The 21,569-nt window shown below is 72.3% G+C and carries 16 protein-coding genes; 2 read left to right on the forward strand and 14 right to left on the reverse strand.

Features of this window, described 5'->3' with window-relative positions; translation table 11 throughout:
* Positions 1-3,044: 3,044 nt before the first annotated feature.
* The 4 genes from ABD879_RS05485 to ABD879_RS05500 form a co-directional block, all read right to left on the reverse strand.
* Positions 3,045-3,371, reverse strand: a complete 327-nt coding sequence (locus ABD879_RS05485) for a histone-like nucleoid-structuring protein Lsr2 (RefSeq protein ID WP_285497337.1) — start codon at positions 3,369-3,371, stop codon at positions 3,045-3,047.
* 1,425 nt (positions 3,372-4,796) lie between these two features.
* Positions 4,797-5,351, reverse strand: coding sequence for an RDD family protein (locus ABD879_RS05490; RefSeq protein ID WP_345018046.1), 555 nt, complete (start codon positions 5,349-5,351; stop codon positions 4,797-4,799).
* A 6-nt stretch (positions 5,352-5,357) separates the two neighbouring features.
* Entirely contained in the window at positions 5,358-6,218 is an 861-nt protein-coding gene (locus tag ABD879_RS05495) for an RDD family protein (protein ID WP_345018048.1), read from the reverse strand.
* A gap of 3 nt (positions 6,219-6,221) precedes the next feature.
* On the reverse strand, positions 6,222-6,773 hold the full coding sequence (locus ABD879_RS05500; protein ID WP_378270689.1) for an amino-acid N-acetyltransferase: 552 nt from the start codon (positions 6,771-6,773) through the stop codon (positions 6,222-6,224).
* A 523-nt stretch (positions 6,774-7,296) separates the two neighbouring features.
* Between ABD879_RS05500 and ABD879_RS05505 the strand changes: the two genes are divergently transcribed.
* Positions 7,297-8,328, forward strand: coding sequence for an NlpC/P60 family protein (locus tag ABD879_RS05505; protein WP_345018052.1), 1,032 nt, complete (start codon positions 7,297-7,299; stop codon positions 8,326-8,328).
* A 306-nt stretch (positions 8,329-8,634) separates the two neighbouring features.
* Here ABD879_RS05505 and ABD879_RS05510 read toward each other — a convergent pair whose 3' ends face one another.
* Positions 8,635-8,865, reverse strand: coding sequence for a LuxR C-terminal-related transcriptional regulator (locus ABD879_RS05510; RefSeq protein ID WP_345018054.1), 231 nt, complete (start codon positions 8,863-8,865; stop codon positions 8,635-8,637).
* A 559-nt stretch (positions 8,866-9,424) separates the two neighbouring features.
* On the opposite strand from ABD879_RS05510, the gene ABD879_RS05515 reads away from it, so the two are divergent.
* Positions 9,425-10,456 (forward strand): LacI family DNA-binding transcriptional regulator, encoded by a 1,032-nt coding sequence (locus ABD879_RS05515; protein ID WP_345018056.1) that lies wholly within the window; start codon positions 9,425-9,427, stop codon positions 10,454-10,456.
* Between the two features lie 40 nt (positions 10,457-10,496).
* On the opposite strand, the gene lysX is transcribed toward ABD879_RS05515, so the two are convergent.
* The 9 genes from lysX to ABD879_RS05555 form a co-directional block, all read right to left on the reverse strand.
* Complete coding sequence (lysX, locus tag ABD879_RS05520; protein ID WP_345018058.1) at positions 10,497-11,987, reverse strand: bifunctional lysylphosphatidylglycerol synthetase/lysine--tRNA ligase LysX; 1,491 nt, start codon at positions 11,985-11,987, stop codon at positions 10,497-10,499.
* A gap of 109 nt (positions 11,988-12,096) precedes the next feature.
* Positions 12,097-12,879, reverse strand: a complete 783-nt coding sequence (locus ABD879_RS05525) for a type III pantothenate kinase (RefSeq protein WP_345018060.1) — start codon at positions 12,877-12,879, stop codon at positions 12,097-12,099.
* A gap of 14 nt (positions 12,880-12,893) precedes the next feature.
* Positions 12,894-13,751: a carboxylating nicotinate-nucleotide diphosphorylase gene (nadC, locus tag ABD879_RS32900; protein WP_378270694.1), complete on the reverse strand. Its 858-nt coding sequence runs from the start codon at positions 13,749-13,751 to the stop codon at positions 12,894-12,896.
* Positions 13,748-15,382 (reverse strand): L-aspartate oxidase, encoded by a 1,635-nt coding sequence (locus ABD879_RS05530; RefSeq protein ID WP_378270696.1) that lies wholly within the window; start codon positions 15,380-15,382, stop codon positions 13,748-13,750. The genes nadC and ABD879_RS05530 overlap by 4 nt, the downstream gene beginning before the upstream one ends.
* Before the next feature lie 87 nt (positions 15,383-15,469).
* Entirely contained in the window at positions 15,470-15,886 is a 417-nt protein-coding gene (gene panD / locus ABD879_RS05535) for an aspartate 1-decarboxylase (protein WP_345018062.1), read from the reverse strand.
* Positions 15,886-16,746 (reverse strand): pantoate--beta-alanine ligase, encoded by an 861-nt coding sequence (gene panC / locus ABD879_RS05540; protein WP_345018064.1) that lies wholly within the window; start codon positions 16,744-16,746, stop codon positions 15,886-15,888. The genes panD and panC overlap by 1 nt, the downstream gene beginning before the upstream one ends.
* A 106-nt stretch (positions 16,747-16,852) precedes the next feature.
* Positions 16,853-17,794 carry a Rossmann-like and DUF2520 domain-containing protein gene (locus ABD879_RS05545; RefSeq protein ID WP_345018066.1) on the reverse strand — a complete coding sequence of 314 codons (942 nt, stop codon included), beginning with the start codon at positions 17,792-17,794 and terminating at the stop codon, positions 16,853-16,855.
* 229 nt (positions 17,795-18,023) lie between these two features.
* The gene (locus ABD879_RS05550) at positions 18,024-20,534 is read right to left on the reverse strand and encodes an ABC transporter permease (protein WP_345018068.1); all 2,511 of its coding nucleotides are present in this window, start codon (positions 20,532-20,534) and stop codon (positions 18,024-18,026) included.
* 3 nt (positions 20,535-20,537) lie between these two features.
* Positions 20,538-21,365 carry an ABC transporter ATP-binding protein gene (locus ABD879_RS05555; RefSeq protein WP_378270699.1) on the reverse strand — a complete coding sequence of 276 codons (828 nt, stop codon included), beginning with the start codon at positions 21,363-21,365 and terminating at the stop codon, positions 20,538-20,540.
* Positions 21,366-21,569: the final 204 nt, after the last annotated feature.

Genomic DNA, 21,569 nt, shown 5'->3' on the forward strand with positions numbered 1-21,569 from the left:
CTTCCTGAGCCAGGACGACAACCCGCCGCGCGCGGTCGGTGAACCTCTCGAACATCTCGTCGCTCCTCACAGAGCGGTTGGGCAGCGTCCGGAATGTCCGGACCTGTCCTTCCGCATGCTAGCCCGCCCCGAGGAGGCCGCCCGGTGCAGTCCCACCAGGAGACGTTCCCCAGCTAAGCGCTGTTCATCCTCATCCAACTACCGCGACGGTGCGCGATGTTCCCGCTACGCCTCAAGCGAACGGGGCCTTTTCGCAGGTCGCCGCGGTCGCCTCCGACACGCGCCGGAATGCGCAGATTCCGCCGCGAAGGCGGCCGCACCCCACCAAGCGCAATCACCCACCCGCGAACGCCCAACAAAGCGCATCCGAGTCGTCACCCTGAGAGACGCCGAAGGCGGAAACGCAGACGTAAGCGAAGCCCGTCAAGCGGACCACCCGCTACGCCGCCGTAAAGCCCGTCACACCGGCGCCATCCCACGGCCCAGAGCCCTGCAAGCCCCCAAACACGTAACACCCCCGAAAGCGAACGCACCCCATCAACACACCCCACCCTCCGGCGTCCCCCTCCACGGCGCCACACCCCATTAACAGGCATCGCCTCCTAAGCTCACGCAACGAACACTCTCCCCGTCTCGAAAGAAACCCCGTGAAGACAAGCAGCCGCACCAGCCATCACAACCCCCAGCCAGAACCACAAGGGCCACCGGCCCAACGCCGAAGACTGCTCCCCCTGCATCTACGCAACGACCCCCCTCCGCAGGTTCACCACCATGCACCCCCCATAGGCAAGCCCCAACACACGAACAACTCCCCGCCTGACACCTCAAGAGTCACAGTCCGAGCCTGACTCCCCACAAGAACATCAGCGAAGGCGACCACCTCACGCCTCCATCGGAAGCCCAACAAGAGGCCACCGGGCCCCTCCAAGTCAGCCATCGACGCGAGCAGCACGCACAAGCCCGGGTAGCCGCCGACCAGGACACACGGACGGTCAACCCTCGACGCACCTCCCACGAGGCACCTATAGGCGGTCAGACAACCTCACAAAGGCGAGCGCCGACCCACCCGCGCACCCCGCCTGCACCTCACAAAGCCACAGCACAGACCTGGGGCCACCCTCCAGGAACCGAACGCGACACATCAACGAAGGCGCACCATCCGCCGTCCCTCGCGTCGAGCGTTCAACGGGAGCCGCCCCGCCCCCTCCGCGTCGGCCGTCAACGCGAGCAACACACCGGCCCTGAAAGCGGACGACTGGACCACGCGGCGACGGGCCCCACGACGGAGACCACGCGTACGTCTACATAACGAACACCCTCTACAGGGCACCCGAGCCCCCTAAGGAAACCTCACAAGAGCGGGGACCAACCAAACCAACCACCCGTTGCCTCACTCCGGGCAAGCGCCTCACAGAGCCACAGCTCGGGCCTGAGGCGCCTCCAAGCACCGAACACCAGCGGGAGGTGCGCCGCCTCTCGCGTCGGACGCGCAAGGAGCTATCCGGCACGCCTTCCGCGCCCGGCCGTCGACACGAGCACCACACAGGCTCTGGGAGGCGACCGAAATAGGGGCCACACGCCAGCAAGCCCCACCACCGCCAGTACGCGTCCACGCGGCGGGCGCCCTCCAGCGAGGCACCTGAAGCGGCCAGCCCCACAGCTCCGGTCTAAGGCACACCCACCGAGGAACCGAACACCAGCGCAGGCACACCACCCCGCGGCCCTCGTGCCGAACGTTGAACAAGGGCCTCCTCGACGTACCTCCTGCACCAGCGACGAGCAACACACAAGGCCCTGGGAGCGGGCGATCAGGTCGTGTTTCAAAGTAGGTGGAGCCACCTGTTGACTGCGGTGATCTCGGGAGAACGGCCTGGGCGCGGACGAAGAGCGTGTCGTGGCGGGTGGCTGCGGCCCGGTGGTGCTCGAGGCGGTTGGCGCCGCACTCTGCGGCATGGCGGGCCTTGCAGCCGGCCGGGTCGAAGGCGGGTGGACGACCGCTGCGACTGTCGTCGCTGCCGGTGCCGGGTCTGGTCACCCAGAACCGGGACCGTGGCGGCGATGCCGCGGCGGCGCTCACCTCACTTCGAAACGCTCTAGACGCTCACGACAGCAAGCCCCACAACGGGCCGGTACGCGTCCGTGCAGCGAACGCCCCCATCAGGGTCCCCAGAGCATTCCAAGCCGCAGCACACGCCCAGGGGCGCCCATCAAGCAAGCGAACACCAACGGAGGCACAGCCCCCCCACACGCCTCGCATCGGGCGTCCGACGGCGGCCACTCGGCGTACCTTCCGCGCCAGCCGTCGACACGAGCGACGCACAGGCTTTGGGAGCGGCCGACCAGGGCCGCAGACTGCATGCACCACGACGGAGCCAGTACGCGTCCGTGAACGCCTCCAACAGGGCACCTGAAGCGTCCAGAGCCTGCTCGGGACCGGGGCACCCGCCGAGGAATCGAGCATCGGCGGAGGTCTGCCGCCTCACCTCTCGTGTCGGGGGTTCAACAAGGGGCGGCTCGGCGTGCCCTCTGCGTCAGCTGTCGTCGAGCGACAGCCGGGGCTTGGGAGCGACGGCGGCGGGGGTGGTCATTCACAGGTGTCGCCTGCACGTCTGCGCAGCGGACGTTCTCTGCGGGGCACGCCGGGTCTTCTTGGGAAGGGGAGCGCTGGCTCTGGGCCCGTCGCTGCGTGCATGCGGCTCAGGAGCCCCGCGAGCGGCGTCCGAGACCACGGGCTCGCTGGGGAAACGGGCACAGGCCACCGGAGTAGACGGCGTTGGCTCGCGGAGGGGGGTCACCGCTCCCGCGCCTGGCGCGGGGAGTGGCTCACGCGAGCCGCCAGGAGGTTCCGTCGGAGAGGCGGACCGGCGGTGACGGCGGGTGCCGGTTCACCGGGTGGGTTCGCCGCCCTGCGCCTGCCGCGGCGGGCGTGCCGCAGCGGTGGGCTCCGGTGGGTCGCTCCCCCGGAAGAAACCAAGGACGGGCCACCGGTGGAGGCGAGCGAAGCTCACCGAGCAGGGTGGCCCGCCCGGACGGACGAACTGGGCTCAGTTGGCCGCCTCGTACTGCTCGATCACATTCTGCGGGATGCGGCCGCGCTCATTGACCTTGATGCCATTGCGCTTGGCCCACGCGCGGATCTCGGCGCTGCGCTCGCGGCTCGAGGCGCCGCGCTGCCGGCGGCCGCCCCGGCGGACACCGCCCGCCTTGCGGGACTTCTCGACGAACGGCTGCAGGGAATCCCGGAGCTTCTTAGCGTTGGCGCTACTGAGATCGATCTCGTACGAGGCGCCATCGATCGAGAACTGCACGGTCTCGTCCGCCTCGCCACCGTCGAGGTCGTCGACGAGAAGCACCTGAACCTTCTGTGCCATGGAGACAGACCTTTCAGCTGGAGCAAACTGCATTCGGTTGACAAACATATACCGCGATGCTTGCCGATGACAATTCAACACTCGCGATGAAGTTTGCTTGCCCCACGGTAACTCTTCGTAATCGCGGGGGCCGAAACCGGGTGGAGGGGTCCTTAGCCGCCGCGCCGGCCGGGGCCGCGCGAGGTCCGAGGGGGGCGGAATTGTCCGACCCCTGGAGCCGGATCACGATTTCGGCGTGACCGAGATCACGCCGCCCGGGCGGCCCGGACGATCTTGCATTGGCCGAGGTTTCCGGGCCTGCGGCTTTCGGGACGCCCGCCGCGCCTGCGGAAATGAGGGTCCGGCCCACCTTAACGGGGCGGGCGGCGGCACCCCCCACGACCCCCATTAACCCCGACGTAACGGCACTAACCACACCGGCGCGGGAATGCCGCGGCGGCCGCACCCCCTGCGACATCGGCGTTGACGCCTCTCCGGGCCGGCCGTGTCGATAGATTCCGGTCGGGAGCTCCGTCGCGAAATCCTTTGCCGACGCCGGACGGCAGGGCCGACTTCCGGCGCCCGACCGCCGGTCGACCGCCACCACACCACGCCGATAACAGCGGATAAGCAAGCAATCCCGTCACACCGTCGGGCGCTTCACCCGGGGAACGGACATCGTTACGGGTCTGCGCCTGCGCCACGTCGCCGGGCACCTACACCTCGGCACGCGACCGGAGCATACGGCACCGGCCGCCCAGGCGGCATGTCCGGTGCCGCCGCCCCGGCCATATCGATCACTCTCAGTAATCACCACGGCGTCCGTGCTCCGATCCCGCGTTGAGCCGTATGCAAGTCTTTACCCTTTGTCCTCGCCCTTGACGCAGGCCGCCCCGCCGAAGCGGCCCGGAAGGCGACACCCGGCGCACTCGATGTGCGGGTCCGGTGAGCACGCCCTCGCGGGATCCGGGCTCCCATCTTGTGTACTACGCACAGAGCCCCGGGCGGCGTGTTCTAGCCGCTCTGCGCGACCCCGCCGACAATACGCCCCTCATGGACACCCTGTGGCCGATCCTGTGCGGTTCTCATAGCTCCCGCAGCCGTATGGGCTCGCCCATCACCGTTAGACCGTCGGTATAAGGCCATCCGCGCGGGCTCTGGGCATGGAACGGGGCGCCGTTGTAAGGGACGTCCCGCGCAAGAGCCCGTCGCCCGGAAGGGCCGACGGCGTAAGGCATGGAGTGGGACTTGACCGCACCGCGGAAGCGCGGCCGTTAGGGACCGGCCGCCCCTATGGGTCCATGTAAGGGTGAGCACTTGGACCGGTGCATCGGACCAAGGACGCTAAGCGCCCTCTATAGCCGTACCGGCCTCCGCCTTCCATGAGGCCATATGAGAGGGCATAGGAGAACGGGGCCGGAAGTACGGCGCGAAGCGGCGAAGCGTTCAGGTCTCCCGGGCGTCCGCCGCGGCGGCGGGCCGCCTGACCACGACCGTCCCCGCGAAACGGTCGTGCAGGGCCCTGCGGCGGGCGGACTGCTCCAGCCGCGTCTCGTAGATCGCCGCGGCGTTCACCACCCAGAACAGTCCCGCCACCGCCCCGAACACCGGGACGGGGCGCAGCGCGATGGGCACGCAGTACGTCGCGGCCCGCACCAGTGCACGGAGCACGTCCGGGCGCCTCCTGTCCACGGCGGGGCGGCCCGGGTCCTCGCGGACGACCTCGATGCCCGCGACGCGCTTGCCCACGGTGCGCCCCCACAGCGTGAGCTGGATCCACTCGTAGACGAGCAGCAGCCCGGCCACGAGCGGCGGCGCGACCCTTTCGATGCTGAGGTCGGGGAAGCCCTCCCGGAGCACCATGACCACGGGAAGGCCCACCACGAGCGTGTCGACGATGCGCGCGACCAGCCGCTGCCCCGGTTCGGCGAGTTCCGGGGCGCCCTCCCCCTCGGCCGGGGGAAGGGGGCCGGCGCCGGATGCGGGAGGGGACGCCGCCACCGCGGGCTATCCCTCGTAGCCCGAGTGGCCGGGGTACTCGGCCGTGCGGTCCGGGTACGCGATCGTCTGGTCGGCGTCGCCGCCCGCATGGTCGGAGTACTCGGTGTACTCCCCGCGCTCGTCGATGACGAGCGTCCCGGAGAAGCGGTCGTGCAGGGACTGGCGCAGCGGCTGGTCCCAGATGGCCCACAGGTAGGCCATGACGGTGCCGATCCAGACCAGCAGCATGCCGTAGGCGAAGTAGTCCCACACCTTCACGGCGAGCACGAGGAAGAAGAAGACGCCGAGCTGGTAGCCGATGTGCATGACGCCCGCGCGCCACACGGCCTGCGTCGTCGTCAGCGGCTCTCCCGCGGGGCGCGCCTGGACGACGCCCAGGCGCAGGACGCGCTTGCCCAGGGTCCGCCCCCACATGGCGAGCTGGACGGCCTCGTAGAGGAAGGGCAGCACCGCCAGTACCGCGAAAAGGGTGAAGATGATGGGCCAGTTCCAGATGCCGCCCTCGCTGGTGGCCTTGCTTCCGGAGGTGTCCAGGCCGATGATGCCGACGGTGATGGGGACGATGAGCGCGAATCCGAAAACGGCCACCAGGGCGTTGTCGATGATGCGCGCCCCGGCCCTGCGGAGGATCGGCGCCAGGGGAAGGTCGGCGGCCCCGGCGTCGTAGTCGTAGTCGTAGCCGCCGCCGTATCCCTGAGCGGGCGGCTGCTGCCACTGCTGCTGTGGGGCCACCCCGCCCTGCCACAGGGCACCCTGCTGCTGTGGCTGCTGCCACTGGGAGCCCTGCTGGTAGGACGGTCCGCCGTGGTAGGGCGGACCCGGGGGCTGCCGCGGATAGTGCCGTCCGCGGTGGGGGGAGTCGCTCATCGATCAGTCCTCCAGGCGAAGCAACATCCGGGTATTGCCCAACGTATTCGGCTTGACCCGGTCGAGGTCCAGGAACTCTGCCACGCCTTCGTCGTAGGAACGGAGAAGCTCGTCGTACACCTCGCGCGACACCGGGGTTCCGAGGATCGGCTCGAAGCCGTGCCGGGCGAAGAAGTCCACCTCGAAGGTAAGGCAGAACACCCTTGCCACTCCCAGTTCCCGCGCGGTTCGCAGAAGCCGGTCGACAATCCGGTGCCCTATGCCGTGCCCCGCGTACTCCTTGTCCACGGCCACCGAACGCACCTCGGCCAGGTCCTCCCACATCACGTGGAGGGCCCCGCACCCCACGACGCGTCCCCCGCGCCCCTGTGGACGTCGCTCGTCCTCCGGCGCGGCGGCCCGTACGTCCTCGGCCACCCAGAACTCCTGGACGTCTTCGTAGAGCGTCACCGTGGACCTGGCGAGCATCCGCGGCCCGGGCCCGGCGTACGCGTCGATGAGCCGCCGGATGTGCCGCACGTCGGCGGTACGGGCACGCCTGATCACGACTTCCACAAACAACCGACATTATCGGACCGCGGCCGCTCTCCCGTGGCCGGTCCGTCACGCACGGCGGTCGGTGCGGCGCCGCAGACGGCGCAGATACCCCGAAAGGCGCCAACGGCATCGTCCGCCGCCGTCCGTTCTACACAACTGGACAGAAAGTGAAATAGCGCACAGCCGAGTGCCCGCACAAGCCCGCGAGCACCTGTGTTGCAGTCGGGCACCGCTGGGCCGCCTGCGATTTCGCATGTTCTGGTTGGCAGGCGACGAGCGCTCCGTTAGTCTCCTGCGCTGACATCGGCCCACCGTGATCGGACGACCGTGACCGGGCGGCCGAACCGCCGAGTCCCGCGGGCCGCAGCCGGCGCCCCGCAGGAACCGGGGACCCTCGATCGGACGGTTCCGGGACCACTCCAGGGCCATGCCGACTGGGCTTCGATCCGCATGGTGCGGACGCTCCGCATGTCCGCGGTAGGGCAGGCTCCGGCCCGAGCCCGTCAGCTCACCCGGTAGGCGGACGAGGAGAGGAGAGTTCTTGGAGCCCTCGCGCCCCGCATTCCCTTCACGCCCGCTGCGCGCCGTGCAGGCCGCCGTCTCCGCATGCGCCGCCGCCCGCCCGGGCCGCAGGGCCGCCGCGGCGGCCGGTGCGTTCGCCGCCGTCTCCCTCGTCGTGGCCGCGCCCGCCCCCGCCGCGCAGGCCGAGCCCGAGCCGTCCACCAAGGAGCTGCGCGAGCAGGCGACCAAGCTCGCCGACCAGCTGGAGCAGCTCACCGAGCAGTACAACGGGCTGCGCGTCAAGCTGAAGCAGTCGCAGCGCGCCGCCAAGGTGGCGGGCGACAACGCCAAGCGCCAGCAGAAGGCGCTGGAGGAGGAGCGCGCCAAGGTCGGCACCCTGGCGGCCACCAGCTACATGCAGGGCGGCGCCGACCCGACGGTCTCGTTCCTGGCCGCGCAGAACCCGCAGGCGATGCTCGACCAGGCCGCCACGCTGCACTACTTCGCCACCCAGGACGGCACCAAGGTGCAGGGCCTGATGCAGGCCATGCAGGCCGCCGAGCGGGCCCGCAAGTCCGCCGAGGCGCGCGCCAAGCAGGTCGAGCAGCTGCGCACGCAGCTGCAGGAGCAGCGCAAGAAGGTCACCACGGCCTACGAGAAGGTCCGCGGCAAGCTGGTCAAGCGCGACCCCACGCAGCTGACCAAGCTGCCCGTGGTCGGCACCGGGAAGGCCGCCCAGGCGCTGCGGTACGCGATGACCAAGATCGGCAAGCCGTACGTGTGGGGCGCGGAGGGGCCGAACGCCTTCGACTGCTCCGGCCTGGTGATGTGGGCCTACCGGCAGGTGGGCATCAGCCTGCCGCACTACACCGGCAGCCAGTGGAACGCCGGCACGCACATCTCCCGCGACCAGCTGCAGCCCGGCGACCTGGTGTTCTTCTACTCCGACCTGCACCACGTGGGCCTGTACGTCGGCAACGGCAAGATGCTGCACGCGCCGCAGACCGGCGACGTGGTGAAGATCGCGCCGATGGCGGGCCGCCCGTTCGCGGGTGCGGTCCGGGTCGCCTGAGGCCACCGGTGGGCACGGTTCATGCCGCCCTGGGGTGAGCGGTCCGGGCCGACCGGCGGGCACGGGCCTGCGGACGTGCCGCGGCCGCCGTATCGGACCATGCCGCCGACCTTGTCGCCGACCCTGCCGTCGCAGGTCTGGCCGCCGACCCTGTCGTCGGACCACGTCCGCGGCGACGCCTCCCCGCGGGGGTTCACCCGAGGGGCCGCAGACGTCGCCGCGCGGGGCCGGACGGTGGTCCCCGATGCTCGGTCAGATGCTTTCGCGCCGCCGCCCGCCGGGGGGCGGGTGCGGGGGCGCGCTCCCCTAGATGAGCTGGCGCCGGGCCGCCCAGACCACGGCCTCGATGGGCGTGTTGACCTCCAGCCGGTCGCAGATTGTCCGCAGCCGGCGGCGCAGGGTCCGGGCGCTCAGCTCCAGCTTTCGTGCCGCCACGTCCGCGGTGACACCGCTGGCGATCTGCGCGAGAAGCTTGATCTCCTCTTCGGTGAGGCGCAGGTCGTCGGTGCCACGACGTGCGATGGTGGCCTGTTCCACTCCGTCCTCCCTCGTCCGTGGTGATGACCGCGGGGATGCAGCCGTCCGCTGCACAGGCACGGGCGGGCCTTGATCTGTACGCGTCGGGTTGCCGGGTCCGGGGCGGGGAGCCGGACCGAGATCATCGGTGGGCCTTGCCGTCTGGCGCGCTTGGCCGGAGGTGGCCGATGGGCCGATTGCTCGGCGCCGAACGGGAACCCCGGGTAACGATTCAGTCGTTGGGCCGACCGGACGCGGATGCGCCTCGGCGCCTCGGGCGCGCGCACGATGATGTGGCGGGCCTCGGCGGAGCACGCCGTGTCCGGGACGGGTCCCGCTCGCCGGTCACGTCAACCCATCCCTCCTCGTCCGATTCGCCCATACCATCGGGGGCGATGATCGTGAATCGTTTCAAGGCACGCTTCGGCTCGGAACGCTAGGCGGCCGGATCCGGCCCGTCAAGCACGGATTGGGCACGTTGTGTGCTCTTGTTACTACGGTCCGCGACCGGGTTCGCGGGGGTTCGGTGCGGACAACTCGATAACCTGCGAAAACCAGTCCGGGGTCGACGAGGAGAGTCTTGCCTCCAAGCAGTATCCGGGAAGTCGCGAGGCGCGCCGGGGTCTCAGTTGGGACCGTTTCGAATGTCCTAAACCGGCCAGATCTCGTGGCCGAAGCCACCCGCGACCGCGTCCGCGCGGCCATCGAGGAGCTCGGCTTCGTACGCAACGAGTCCGCCCGGCGGCTGCGCCAGGGCGGGCGGCGCGCGGACTGCGGTCCGTCCGGGCCGCGCCCGCGCCCGTTCGGCGTGGTCGTGGAGGACCTGACCAATCCGTACGCCACCGACGTGGCCCGCGGCGCCGAGCAGGCCCTCAACGCGGCGGGCCACGACGCGCTGTGGCTGACCAACGACCACTCCGCCGACAAGGAGCGCCGCTGCCTGGAGCTGCTGGAGCAGCAGCAGGCCGCGGGAGTGCTGATCACGCCGGTGGGGCTGGGACCGTTCGGCATCGTGCGGCTGCGCGCGGCGGGCATGACGGTGGTGCTGCTGGACCACACCGAACCCGGCGTGTGCTCGGTGCGGGTCGATCATGTCGCGGGCGGCGCCGTCGCCGCCGGGCACCTGCTCGGCCTGGGCCGCGAGCGGCTGGCGTTCGTGACCGGCGATCCGCATCCGCAGCCCTGCCAGGAGCGGCTGGACGGCGCCGCGCACGCCCTCGCCCAGGCGGGGCGCGAACCCGCGGTCACGCTGGCGCAGGCGACGCTGACGCCGACCGAGGGCGCGGCCGCGGCGCGCCGCCTGCTGGCGCTGGACCCGGTGCCGACCGGCGTGTTCTGCGCCAACGACCTGCTGGCCGTCGGGCTGGTGAACGAGCTGGTGCGGCAGGGCGTGCGGGTGCCCGAGGACGTGGCCGTGATCGGCTACGACGACATCGAGCTGGCGGCCACCGCGGCCGTCCCGCTGACCACGGTCCGCCAGCCCCGGCACGAGCTGGGCCGGGCGGCCGCCGAGCTGGCCCTCACCGAGGCCGCCGAGGCGGCCGAGGGCCCCCGGCACGAGCACCGCCAGATCGTGCTGACGCCCGAGCTGGTCGTGCGCGAATCGGCCTAGCGGTCGGCGGCGCGGCCGCGCAGTCGCGCCGCCGACCGCGTCACTCGGGCTTGACCAGCGGGAACAGGATCGTCTCGCGGATGTTCTTGCCGGTGAACGCCATGATCATCCGGTCGATGCCGACGCCGACGCCGCCGGTGGGCGGCATCGCGTACTCCAGGGCGCGCAGGAAGTCCTCGTCCAGCTGCATGGCCTCCGGGTCGCCGCCGGCCGCCAGCAGCGACTGCTCGGTGAGCCGGCGCCGCTGCTCGACCGGGTCGATCAGCTCCGAGTAGGCGGTGCCCAGCTCGGTGCCGAACCCGATGAGGTCCCACTTCTCGGTGAGCAGCGGCTCCTCGCGGTGCTGCCGGGTGAGCGGCGAGGTCTCCAGCGGGTAGTCCATGACGAACGTCGGCTGCACGAGCGTGTGCTCGACCAGCTCCTCGAAGATCTCCTGGACGAGCTTGCCCTGCCCCCACTTGGGGTCCCAGGAGATGCCGCGCGCGTCGGCGTACTTGCGCACCTGCTCCAGCGGAGTGTGCGGGGTGACCTCCTCGCCGAGCGCCTGCGACACCGCCCCGTACAGCGTGATCCGCGGCCACTCGGGCAGGCCGAGGTCGATCTCGCGGCCGTCGCGCACCACCACCGTCGTGCCCAGCGCGGCCTCGACGCAGCGCTGGTAGAGGCGCTGGGTGAGGTCGGCCATGTCGTTGTAGTCGAGGTAGGTGCCGTACGCCTCGAGCATCGTGAACTCGGGGTTGTGCGTGGAGTCCGCGCCCTCGTTGCGGAAGTTGCGGTTGATCTCGAAGACCTTCTCGATCCCGCCGACGACGAGCCGCTTGAGGTACAGCTCGATCGCGATCCGCAGGTAGAGGTCCATGTCGTAGGCGTTGATGTGCGTCACGAACGGCCGGGCCGCCGCCCCGCCGTGGATCGGCTGCAGCATCGGGGTCTCGACCTCGAGGTACCCCTCCTCGTGCCAGAAGTCGCGCACCGCCCGGACGGTGTCGCTGCGCAGCCGGGCCATCCGGCGCGCCTCGTCGTTGACGATCAGGTCGACGTAGCGCAGCCGCACCCGGGCCTCGGGGTCGGTGAGGCCGACGTGCTTCTCCGGCAGCGGCCGCAGGCACTTGGCGGTGATCTGGAACCGGTCGGCCATGACCGACAGCTCGCCGCGGCGGGAGGTGACGACCTCGCCCTCCACGCCGATATGGTCGCCGAGGTCCACCTCGCGCTTCCAGAAGTCGAGCTGCTCCTGCCCCACGTTGGCCAGCGACAGCATGATCTGCAGGTCGCCGGAGCCGTCGCGGATGGTGGCGAAGCACAGCTTGCCGGTGTTGCGGATGAGCATGACGCGCCCGGCGACGCCGACCTTCTCGCCGGTCTCGGTGCCCGGCTCGAGATCGGGGTGTTTCGCCCGGATCTCACCGATGGTCGCGGTGCGCGGGAAGCCGACCGGGTACGGATCGATGCCGTTCTCGCGGAGCCGGTCCAGCTTCTCCCGGCGCACCCGCATCTGCTCCGGAAGCTCGTCGTAGGTCGCGTCACTCACGGGCTCAAGGCTATCGATCCACGTGAGCGGCTTGCGCACCCGTCGGCCTTCGCGAGCCGGCCGGCCCCGCCGGGCGGGCGGCGAGAACCGGCCGGCGCCCGCGGCGGCGTCACGCGGTGTTGCGTTCGTAGATCAGGCGCAGGCCGATGAGGGTGAGCCACGGCTCGTAGACGTCGATGCAGCGGGCCTCCTCCAGCACCAGCGGGGCCAGGCCGCCCGTCGCGATGACCGTGACCTCGGCCGGGTCGGGGGCCAGCTCCTCGGCCATGCGCTCCACCAGCCCGTCGACCTGCCCGGCGAAGCCGAAGATGATGCCCGACTGCAGGGCCTCCACGGTGTTCTTGGCGATCACGTTGCGCGGCCGGACCAGCTCGATCTTGTGCAGCTGGGCGCCGCGCACCGACAGCGCGTCGATGGAGATCTCGATGCCGGGGGCGATGGCGCCGCCCACGTACTCGCCCTTGGCCGACACCGCGTCGAACGTGGTGGCGGTGCCGAAGTCGACGACGATCGCCGGGCCGCCGTGGGTGTGCACGGCGGCCAGCGCGTTGACGATCCGGTCGGCGCCGACCTCCTTGGGGTTGTCCATCCGGACCGGCACCCCGGTCTTCACCCCCGGCTCCACGATCACGGCGGGCACGTCGCCGTAGTAGCGGCGGCACATCTCCCGCATCTCGTGCAGCACGGACGGGACCGTCGAGCACAGGGCGATGCCGCTGATGTCGGTCTCGACCAGCAGCGGGCTCTGCTGGACCAGGCCCTGCAGGACCACGGCGATCTCGTCGGCGGTGCGCCGCGGATCGGTGTTGATCCTCCAGTGCTCGATCACCTCCGTGCCCTCGAACAGGCCGAGCACGGTGTGGGTGTTGCCGACGTCGATGGTAAGCAGCATCAGGTCCCCGCTGGTCAGGTGAAGTCAAGGCCGATGTCGAACACTCGCGCCGAGTGGGTCAGCGCACCAACGGAAAGGTAGTCCACACCGGTCACGGCGACGTCTCGGGCCCGGTCCAGAGTGAGCCCGCCGCTGGCCTCCAGCTCGGCGCGGCCGTCCACCAGGCGGACCGCCTCGGCCATGTCGGCGGTGCTCATGTTGTCGAGCAGGATCGAGGTGGCGCCCGCCGCGAGCGCCTCGCGCACCTGGGCGAGGGTGTCGCACTCCACCTGGACGTGCAGGGACGGGTAGACGTCGCGGATCGCCCGGTACGCCTTGGTGATCGACCCCGCGGCGGCGATGTGGTTGTCCTTGATCAGCGCGGAGTCGTGCAGGCCCATCCGGTGGTTGACGCCGCCGCCGCAGCGCACCGCGTACTTCTGCAGGGCGCGCAGTCCGGGCAGGGTCTTGCGGGTGTCGCGGACCCTGGCCTTGGTGCCGGCCATCGCGTCCGCCCACGCGCGCGTGGCGGTGGCGATGCCGGACAGATGGCACAGCAGGTTGAGGGCGGTCCGCTCGGCGCGCAGCAGCGCCCTGGTGGGGCCGTGCGCGGACAGCAGCACCTGCCCGGCGGTCACCCGGTCGCCGTCGGCGGCCCTGGCCCGGCAGGTCACGCCGAGCAGTTCGAGGACGACCTCGGCCACGGGGATGCCGGCGACCACGCCGTCCTCGCGGGCGGTGAAGTCCCCGGAGGCGGTGTCGTGCGGGGCGAAGACGGGTTCGCTGGTGACGTCGGCGTCCCCGTCCTCGGCCAGCGCCGTCCGCACGAGGTTCTCCACAGCCTGTGGATCGAGCCCGGCGTCGCGCAGCCGGGTCTCCAGCTCCGGCGTCATCGGATCGCCATCCCTTCGTAGGTGGTGGTGAGCCCCCCGTCGGCGAGACGGGTGACGAGGTGACCGCGCCAGGCGTCGTCGTCGCGGTCGGGGTGGTCCTCGCGCCAGTGGCTGCCGCGCGTCTCGGTGCGCCGGCCGGCCGCGGCGACGATCGCGGAGGCGACGGTGAGCAGGTTCGTCGCCTCCCAGGCCGCCACGCCCGGTTCGGCGGCGCGCGCCGGTGCCGTGGCGGCGAGGCGGGCGAGTTCGCGGGCCGCGGCGGCGAGGCCGTCGGCGGCGCGGAGCACCCCGGCGTACGCGGTCATGATCCGCTGGATCTCGGCGCGCGCGTCCGGGTGGACGAGGCCCTGCGCGCCCCGCGGCGGCTCGGGCTCCCCGGCGGCCGCGCCGAGGTCGCCGGGCAGCGCCGCGGCGATGCGCTCGGCGAAGACCAGGCCCTCCAGCAGCGAGTTGGAGGCCAGCCGGTTGGCGCCGTGCACGCCGGTGCAGGCGACCTCGCCGCACGCGTACAGGCCGGGGACGGAGGTGCGTCCGAAAAGGTCCGTGCGCACCCCGCCGCTCGCATAGTGGGCGGCCGGAACCACGGGTATCGGCTCGGTCACCGGGTCGATGCCGCGGTCGCGGCAGGCGGCCAGGATCGTGGGGAAGCGCCGCTCCCACATGCGTGCGCCCAGGTGCCGCCCGTCCAGCAGCATGTGCGGCTCCCCGGTCTCCCTCATCCTGCTCATGATGCCCTTGGCCACGACGTCGCGGGGGGCGAGTTCGGCCAGCTCGTGCCGGCCGACCATGAACCGGGTGCCGGACGCGTCGACGAGGTGGGCGCCCTCGCCGCGCACGGCCTCGGAGACCAGCGGCTGCTGCCCGCGCGCGCCGTCGCCCAGCCACAGCACGGTCGGGTGGAACTGGACGAACTCCAGGTCGGTGACCTCGGCTCCGGCGCGCAGCGCCAGCGCCACGCCGTCACCGGTGGACACGTCGGGATTGGTAGTGGCCGAAAACACCTGGCCGAGCCCGCCGGTGGCGAGCACCACGGCCCGGGCCCGCACCGCGCCGACCCCGCCGGGCTGCCCCTCCCCCATGACGTGCAGGGTGACGCCGGCGGCGCGGCCGGCCGCGTCCTTGAGCAGGTCGAGGACGAGGGCGTGCTCGACCACCTCGATGTCGGCGTCCTTGAGCGCGGCCCGCAGCGCCCGGCTGATCTCCGCGCCGGTGGCGTCGCCGCCGGCGTGCGCGATGCGGCGCCTGCGGTGGCCGCCCTCCCGGGTCAGCGCGATGCTCCCGTCGGCGGCGCGGTCGAACTGGGCGCCCAGCTCGATCAGCCGCCGCACCGCGTCCGGCCCCTCGGTGACCAGGACCCGCACCGCCGCCTCGTCGCACAGTCCGACGCCCGCGGTGAGGGTGTCGGCCAGGTGCTCGCCGGGGTCGTCGTCGGCCGCGAGCGCGGCGGCGATGCCGCCCTGCGCCCAGCGCGTCGAGCCCGCGTCCAGCAGCGCCTTGGTGACCAGCAGGACCCGCCCGTGCGGTCGGCAGCGCAGCGCGGTGACCAGCCCGGCGATGCCCGAGCCGATCACCACCACGTCGGTGTCGGCCGTCCATCCGGGCGCCGGGGCGGCGAGCAGCCGAGGGATCATGCCCCCTCCTCTGGGATCGGTTCTCGTCATTGTGACATTAACCCGATCCGTCCCGAACGCCCGGGTCTGGAATTCGGCCGCCGGCGATCAGCCGTGGACCAGGTCGCCGCGGGTCTGCGCGCTGCCGGGGACGGGCTCGGCCGGGTCGTCCCCCAGCGAGATGATCTTGTTGTCCCGGTCGACGTGCACGACCGAGGGGGTGAAGGACCGGGCCTCCTCGTCGGTCATGGCCGCGTAGCTGATGATGATGACCAGGTCGCCGGGCTGCACGAGCCGGGCCGCCGCGCCGTTGATGCCGATCACGCCCGAGCCGCGCTCCCCGGGGATCAGGTAGGTCTCCAACCGGGCGCCGTTGTCGATGTCCACGACCTGCACCTGCTCGCCGGGCAGCAGGTCGGCGGCGTCCATCAGGTCCTGGTCGACGGTGAGCGAGCCGACGTAGTGCAGGTCGGCCTGGGTCACGGTGGCACGGTGGATCTTCGACTTGAACATCGTCCGGAACATCAGGACTCCTCGCCGAACCGCAGGGGCACGTTGTCGATCAGATGGGTGGCGCCGACCCGGCCCGCCACGGCGAGCACGGCCGGACCGGTGTGGACGTCGTCGACCTCGGTGAACGTGGCCGGATCGACCAGGACCAGGTAGTCGAGCGCGAGCGGGGGGTCGGCCGCGGCGGCCTTGTCGAGCACGGCGCGGGCGGCCTGCCGCACGGCGGACGGCCCGCCGGCGGCGGCGTCCGCCCCCGCCCGCAGCGCCTGCGACAGCGCCAGCGCCGTGCGCCGCTCGGCCGCCGACAGGTAGCGGTTGCGGCTGGACAGCGCCAGCCCGTCGCTCTCCCGGACGGTCGGACCGGCCACGATCTCGACCGGCACGTCCAGGTCGGCCACCATCCGGCGGATGAGCGCCAGCTGCTGGGCGTCCTTCTCGCCGAACACCGCCAGATCGGGACGCACCAGGTTGAACAGCTTCAGCACGACCGTCAGGACCCCGTCGAAGTGGCCGGGCCGGGTGACGCCCTCCACGACGGCCCCCATCGGCCCGGAGTCCAGCCGCACCAGCGGCTCGGTCGGGTACATGACCTCGCGGGTCGGCGCGAAGACGATGTCGACGCCCTCGGCGGCGCACGCCTCGACGTCGGCCGCGAACGTGCGCGGATAGCGGTCGAAGTCCTCGTCCGGCCCGAACTGCAGCGGGTTGACGAAGATGCTGACCACGACCGTGTCGGCCAGCTCGCGGGCCCGGCGGATCAGCGACCGGTGCCCCTCGTGCAGCGCCCCCATGGTGGGGACGAGCGCGAGCCGCCCGGTCACGCCGCCGCGCACGGCGGCCAGCTCCTCGCGCGTCCTGGCGATGACGGGAGTCACGCCCTCTCCTTCACCTGATCGACACCGGTGGCACCGGTCATCTGGTCCTCCTCCTTCGCTCCGCCCGGACGGCCCGCCGCCGGGAGGATCCGATCGGCCGGGACGGTCAGTCGGCCAGAACCCCGAGCAGCCGTTCGGCGTCCTCGGCCTTGAGCAGTCCGGCGGCCAGGGCCCGGTCGGCGGTGAGCCGGGCCAGCGCCACGTAGGCGCTGCGGCTCTGCGGCGAGACGCGGCCCAGCTCGGCGACGTGCGCGGCGACCGTGCCCGCGTCGCCGCGGGCGACCGGCCCGGTGAGCCCGCCGATGCCCAGGCGCAGCCCGTTGTCCAGGGCGGCGCCGAGCAGCGGGCCGAGCATGCGGCCCGGCTCCGGCGCGCCCGCCGCGCGCAGCAGGTCCATCGCCTCGACCACGAGCGTGACCAGGTGGTTGGCGCCGCCGGCGAGGGCGGCGTGGTAGAGCGGGCGGCGCTCCTCGGGGATCCACACCGGCTCGCCGCCCATCTCCACCACCAGCGCCTCGGCGACGGGGCGCAGCGGCTCGGGCGCGGTGACCCCGAAGGAGATGCCGGTCAGCCGGTTGAGGTCGTCGGGCCGTCCGGTGAAGGTCATCACCGGGTGCAGCGCCAGCGGCAGGCCCCCGGCGCGGGTGAGGGGCGCCAGGACGTCGGCGCCGTACCGTCCGCTGGTGTGCGCCAGGAGCTTGCCCTCGATCGGGACGCCGGTGGCGGCCAGGCCCTCGGCCAGCTCGGGCAGCGCGTCGTCCGGGACGGTCAGCAGCACCAGGTCGGCGGCGGCCACGGTCTCCTGCGGAGTGGTGACGACGGCTCCGGGCAGGCGCTCCTCGGCGCGCCGCCGGGACGCCTCCGACACGGCCGCCGCGGCGACGACGCGGTGCCCGGCGCGGGCGAGGGCGGCGCCCAGGGCGCTGCCCACCCGGCCGGCTCCGAGAACGCCGACCGCCAGGCGGGCGGGACGGTCCTCGGGCCGTCCGCCGGACCCTTCCGGCCCGTCCCCGGGCGCGGCGGAAGACGGCGTGACGTGTGAGTCCATGGGTTCGTTCCAGTCCTCGGCTAGGTACCGGACGTGCGCGACCCAGAGTACCCGCGCGGCGGGCGCGTTCCCCCCGCCGGGCCGGGTGCGCGCCGCACCGGTTCGGCGACTTGCCCGCGACGATATGCCGGTGGCCCGGATCTGCGCAGGTGGGACACGGGGCGAACACGGCTGCGCCCCGCCGTCCGCGGGCGGGCGGACGGCGGGGCGGGCGGCCTCGGCCGAGGTGTCAGTCGTGGGAGAGGGCCTCGACGACGGACGTCTTGGCGGCGCGGCGGGCGGGCAGCACCGCCGCCAGCGTCCCGGCGACCGCCGCCAGCACCACGAACAGGGCGATCCGCGGGTACGGCAGCGAGATGACGATGTCCTCGTCCATCGCGGTGACCACCGCCCATCCGGACCCGACCCCGATCGCCACCCCGGTGACCGCGCCGATCAGCGCCATGACCAGCGCCTCCACCGACAGCATCCGGCGCAGCTGGCGCCGGGTGACGCCGAGCGCGCGCAGCAGCGCCGACTCGCGGGTGCGCTCGACCACCGACAGCGTCAGCGTGTTGGCGATGCCGAACAGCGCGATGACGATGGCCAGCCCGAGCAGCGCCGCGAAGATCACCACCATCGTGTCGACGGCGTCGGTGTACTGCTTCTTCAGCTCCGCGACAGAGGTCACCCGCACCGTCGGATACGGCTTGAGGGCGGCCTCCACGGCGGCCCGCGCACCCTCGCCGGCGGCGCCGTCGCGCGCGTTGACGAAGAGCAGCGTCGCGTCCCGGATGCCGAAGTACCGGTCGAAGTCGGACTCGGTGACCAGATACGGCGGGACCGGGCCGTCGACGGTCGTGCCGACGACCTTCAGCGTCAGCGGGCCCCGCGCGGTCTGCATCCGGACGGTCGAGCCGATCCGCAGCCCCTGGGAGCGCGCGGTCGTGGTCGTGACCGCCACCGTGCCCGGCCGCAGGTCCGCCAGCGCACCGCCGGTGAACTCCGGCTTGATGACGGTGCCGAGGGAGGACGTGGTGAGCGCGCCGACCCGCCCGTCCACGGTGCGGCCCGCGGCCCCGGTGACGCGCACCTTCTGCTGGCGCATCTCGGTGACGGCGGCGATCTGCGGCAGCGCGCGCAGGCGGACGGCCAGCTCGTGCGGGATGCGCTGCTCGTCGGTGCCGCCGAACTGGGGCACGAGCTGGAAGTCCACGGGGAACTCCTCGGCCATCCGCTCGTCGACGGTGGCGGCGACGCTGGCGCCGAGCACCGTGAACATCGTCATCAGGCCGACGCCGATGGTCAACGCGATCGTCGTGGTGGCGGTGCGCCGCGGGGAGCGCCGCGCGTTCTCCACCGCGAGCCGTCCCGGCACCCCGGCCAGGCGGGCGGGCAGCGCGCCCGCGACCCGTCCCAGCGGCCGCACCAGGGCGGGCATCAGCGCGGTCACCGCGACGAACGTCAGCGCGCCGCCGCCCGCCACGGTGAACATCGCGCTCTCGCCCTTGTCCATCACCGCCGCGCCGTACCAGAGGAGGACCAGGCCGGGCACCCCGCACAGCGCCCCGACGGCCAGGCGCGGCAGGCCGATCCGGAACCGATCCGTGCCCGGTTCGAGGTCGGTGCGCAGCGCGGCGACGGGGGCGACGCGGGTGGCGGCGCGGGCGGGCAGCACCGCGGACGCCATCGTCACGAGCACGCCGGTCAGCAGGCCCACGGCGACCGTCCGGGGCGCCAGCGTCAGCCCGTCGGCGGGGATGTCCAGGTCGGTGCGGCCCAGCAGCGCCACCGCTCCCGCGCCGAGGCCGAACCCGACGGCCAGGCCGAGCAGCGAACCGACCAGCCCGACGACCGCCGACTCGGCGAGCACGCCGCCGAACAGCTGCCGCCGGGTGGCGCCGACGCACCGCAGCAGCGCCATCTCGCGCATCCGCTGGGCGATGAGGATCGCGAAGGTGTTGTAGATGACCAGCGCCGACACCAGCATCGACACCAGCCCGAAGAGCAGCAGGCCGGACCTGATGAGCTTCATGTCGGCGCCGGCGAGGGCGGCGAGCCGCTCGCCCAGCTCCTCGCCGTCCACCACCTCGGCGCCGGGTCCCGCGGCGGCGGCGACCGCGGCGCGGTCGGCGGTGCCCAGGATGTCGATCTCCTGGTAGGTCCGCTTGCCGGTGACGCGCATGGCGGTGGCGGCGTCGAAGCCGACCGCGCCGCGCATGCTCGCCTCCCGGTCGATGCCGAAGTCGGCCAGCCCGACGACGGTGAAGCGGTGCGGGCGCCGCCGGTGGTCCAGCACGGTGATCGTCTGGCCGACGGTGAACTTCGCCCGGTCGGCGGTCTCGGTGGCCAGCACGGCCTCGGCGGGGCCCGCGGGCGGCCGGCCGCGTTCGATGTCGAAGCGCAGCAGCCGTCCGGTCGGCACCGAGATCCCGACGGTGGGCATGTCGCCGACGGCCCTGCCATCGCGGCCGATGAGCACGGCGTCGCCGCGCACGGTGCCCTGCGCGTCGGTCACGCCCGGCAGGGCGCGGACGCGGTCCAGCAGCGCGGCGGGCAGCTGCCCGCCGTCCTTCTCGGGCAGCACCGCCAGGTCGACCTTGTCGGCGGACCGGGCGAACTTCCCGGTCACGCCCGCCTGCATGGTGTCGGTGAGGACGAAGGTGCCGGCGATGAACCCGACGCCGAGGGTGATGGCCAGGCCGGTGAGCAGCAGCCGCAGCTTGCGGGCGCGCAGGCCCGCCAGTGTCGTCTTCAGCACCGCTCAGCCCGCCCGGTTCCGCTCGGTCCCGGCGGACGGCTCCTCGGCGCCCCCGGTGATGCGGGCGAGCCGGTCGAGCACGGTGTCGGGGGTCGGCTGCAGGAGCTCCGAGACGATCTGGCCGTCGCGCAGGAACACCACGCGGTCGGCGTACGAGGCGGCCACCGGGTCGTGGGTGACCATCACGATCGTCTGCCCCATCTCGCGGACCGACGCCCGCAGGAAGCCGAGCACCTCGGCGCCGGCGCGCGAGTCCAGGTTGCCGGTGGGCTCGTCCGCGAAGATCACCTCGGGGCGGGCGACGAGGGCGCGGGCGCACGCCACCCGCTGCTGCTGGCCGCCCGACAGCTGGTTGGGCCGGTGGCCGAGCCGGTCGCGCAGGCCGACCACGTCGACGACGCGGTCGAACCACGCCTGGTCGGCCTTGCGTCCGGCCAGTTCCAGGGGCAGCCGGATGTTCTGCTCGGCGGTGAGGGTCGGCAGCAGGTTGAAGGCCTGGAAGATGAACCCGATGCGGTCGCGGCGCAGCATCGTCAGCTGCCGGTCCTTCAGCCCGGTCAACTGGGTGTCGCCGAGCATGACCCGGCCGCCGCTGACGGTGTCGAGCCCGGCCAGGCAGTGCATGAGGGTGGACTTGCCGGACCCGGACGGGCCCATGATCGCGGTGAACGCACCGCGGGCGAACGCGACGCTGACCCCGCGCAGCGCGTGCACCGCGGCGTCGCCGCCGCCGTACACCTTGGACACCTCCACGGCGGTGACGGCGGGCGGCGCGGCGGCCCCGGCGGAGGCGGCCGCCCCTTCGCCGGGGCTGGTGAACGTGCTGGTCACGCTGGCTCCTTCGTGGACGTTGACAACGTGCTCCACGCTAGGAATCCGGCGCCGTCCCGCCATCGACCGCGCGGCCACGATCGGTGTCGGCGCCTGGGCTACCGCGCGGCGCCGCGTACGACTTGAGTCGTACGGCCCCGTCCTTCGGCGAGCCGACCGGGCGCCCGCCGCGCACGCGGGAGCGCATACGACCGAGCACACACG

The organism is Actinomadura keratinilytica (assembly GCF_039539665.1).
GTDB classification, from domain to species: Bacteria; Actinomycetota; Actinomycetes; order Streptosporangiales; family Streptosporangiaceae; genus Spirillospora; species Spirillospora keratinilytica.

What these genes read in the sequence shown, in the direction of transcription:
- ABD879_RS05485 (WP_285497337.1), bottom strand. Translation starts at nt 3,371, where the DNA reads ATGGCACAGAAGGTTCAGGTGCTTCTCGTCGACGACCTCGACGGTGGC.
- ABD879_RS05495 (WP_345018048.1), bottom strand. Translation starts at nt 6,218, where the DNA reads ATGAGCGACTCCCCCCACCGCGGACGGCACTATCCGCGGCAGCCCCCG.
- ABD879_RS05525 (WP_345018060.1), bottom strand. Translation starts at nt 12,879, where the DNA reads ATGCTGCTTACCATCGACGTCGGCAACACCCACACCGTGCTCGGCCTG.
- nadC (WP_378270694.1), bottom strand. Translation starts at nt 13,751, where the DNA reads ATGACGCCGGAGCTGGAGACCCGGCTGCGCGACGCCGGGCTCGATCCA.
- ABD879_RS05530 (WP_378270696.1), bottom strand. Translation starts at nt 15,382, where the DNA reads ATGATCCCTCGGCTGCTCGCCGCCCCGGCGCCCGGATGGACGGCCGAC.
- panD (WP_345018062.1), bottom strand. Translation starts at nt 15,886, where the DNA reads ATGTTCCGGACGATGTTCAAGTCGAAGATCCACCGTGCCACCGTGACC.
- ABD879_RS05545 (WP_345018066.1), bottom strand. Translation starts at nt 17,794, where the DNA reads ATGGACTCACACGTCACGCCGTCTTCCGCCGCGCCCGGGGACGGGCCG.